The sequence below is a fragment of the Segatella copri genome (assembly GCF_003465495.1).
GTDB classification, from domain to species: domain Bacteria; phylum Bacteroidota; class Bacteroidia; order Bacteroidales; family Bacteroidaceae; genus Prevotella; species Prevotella copri_G.
The window spans coordinates 54,916-56,336 of record NZ_QSAV01000022.1 but is presented as its reverse complement, the minus strand read 5'-3'; the positions used below and the strand labels follow the sequence as shown (position 1 = coordinate 56,336).

Here is a 1,421-nt window from a genome sequence, read left to right as displayed (position 1 = left end):
TCAAATCCGCAAGTTCTGTGGGTTCCGAAGGCGGCACGGATTCCAATGCGGAAGATGATAAATTAACTCCGCCTCCGATGCCCGAACATCTTCCCAAACTCGTGGAACTGCTGCTATCGAAGACACCGGACGTATACAAGCCAGCCGTGGCACACGCCATCTTCCCGCCACTTGCTACACACCTCTGCAAGACCACCTTCAAGTACATCGACAATGTGGAGCACGAGGCTACCCTGATGTGCTGTCTGCTGGCGGGTACGGGCGCAGGCAAGAACTGTGTGCAGATGCCCATCAACATGATTATGGAGGACATCAGGCAGCGCGACCGTGAGAACCTGCAACGGGAGAAGGAATGGAAAGAGGAGGTGACACGAAAGGGTGCCAACAAGGATAAGCGCAAGCGTCCGGAAAACCTCATCATCCAGGAGATAGATGCCGATATGACCAACCCGGCATTCGTTATGCGCACGGCTGAGGCTCAGGAACATTTCCTCTATACAACGCTCAACGAGATAGACCAGTTCGATGCCCTCAAGGGGCAAGGCAACCAGCAGTTCAAGATTATGTGCCTTGCTTTTGATCCCGGGAACTCATACGGTCAGACCCGCGTGGGCACATCGAGTATCACCGAGCGCATCACCATCCGGTTCAACTGGAATGCATCAACCACCGTCCAGCTGGGGCAGCGATATTTCTCCAAGGTGCTCACCGACGGACCTATCAGCCGCATCAACTTCTGTACCATCCCGGAGCGGGAAATCGGTGCTGAAATGCCTGTATACGGCGAATACGACGATGCCTTCAGAGAGGCGCTCAGACCGTACATAGAGAATCTGTGCAAGGCGTCGGGTAGAATAGACTGTGCTGAGGCTTTCGCCCTGGCAGAAAAGTTGAAGGATGAGAACGCCGACTTTTCTCGCATGTCGCAAAACAGGGTGTTCGAGAATCTCTCCTTCCGTGGCAATGTTATTGCCTTCCTCAAGGCTTGCGTGCTATACGTGGCAAACGGCTGCAAATGGGAACCCGAAATAGAAGAGTTCATCAGATGGAGCGAGAGCTACGACCTGTGGTGCAAGATGATTTTCTTTGGTGCAAGCATAGCCAAGGCTAATGAGGTAGGAGAGAAATCGAGCAAGCGAGGACCTACCAACCTGCTGCAGCAATTGCCTGACACCTTCACTTATGCACAGGCTGAAATGGTACGTCTGCATAACGACTTCGGCAAGAAGGGTACGGTGACGATGCTGAGAAACTGGGTGAACCGCCATTATATCGAGAAAATTCCTCCGAAGGGAGTAAATGCCGACGGAGCTGACGGAAAGCAGGGCGGAAAGGTGTTCAGTATTCAGTTATTCAGTTTTAAGAAGCTATTATTCCGTTCTGACGGACTCGACCTGAGATGTTTTAACGCAAAATAGTTT

1 pseudogene is annotated in these 1,421 nt (G+C 52.1%); it reads left to right on the top strand.

The window, feature by feature from the left end:
• A pseudogene (locus tag DWV53_RS08190) lies at positions 1–1,418 on the top strand (hypothetical protein); the annotation flags it as partial.
• Between the last annotated feature and the right edge of the window lie 3 nt (positions 1,419–1,421).